General features: G+C 59.7%; 1 pseudogene. It reads left to right on the forward strand.

Annotated elements, in window-relative coordinates:
* Nucleotides 1-533, forward strand: a pseudogene (locus tag GM30_RS14240) (FUSC family protein); the annotation flags it as partial.

Genomic DNA, 533 nt, shown 5'->3' on the forward strand with positions numbered 1-533 from the left:
GTTTTCCCCGCGATCGATCAAACAGGAGATCGACCGCGAACTCGACGCACTGCTGGTGGCGCAGTATCAGTTGATGCAGCTGTGTATCCGCCACGGCGACAGCGAAGAGGTGGACAAAGCATGGAGTGCGCTGGTGCGCCGCACTCAGGCGCTGGAAGGGATGCGCAGCAACCTGCATATGGAGTCTTCGCGCTGGGCCAAAGCCAACCTTCGCCTGAAAGCGCTGAACACCCTTTCGCTGACGCTTATCACTCAGGCGTGCGAAACCTACCTGATTCTCACGCAATGGTCAACTTCTGGCGTACCACGATTTCCTGCGTGCTCGGCACGCTGTTCTGGCTGTGGACGGGCTGGACGTCAGGCAGCGGCGCGATGGTGATGATTGCCGTGGTGACATCGCTAGCGATGCGTCTGCCGAACCCACGCATGGTGGCGATCGACTTTATTTACGGCACGCTGGCTGCGCTGCCGCTGGGATCGCTGTTTTTCCTGGTGATCATCCCCTCGACGCAGCAAAGCATGCTGCTGCTGTG

The sequence above is a fragment of the Trabulsiella odontotermitis genome (assembly GCF_001188485.1).
Lineage (GTDB): Bacteria > Pseudomonadota > Gammaproteobacteria > Enterobacterales > Enterobacteriaceae > Trabulsiella > Trabulsiella odontotermitis_A.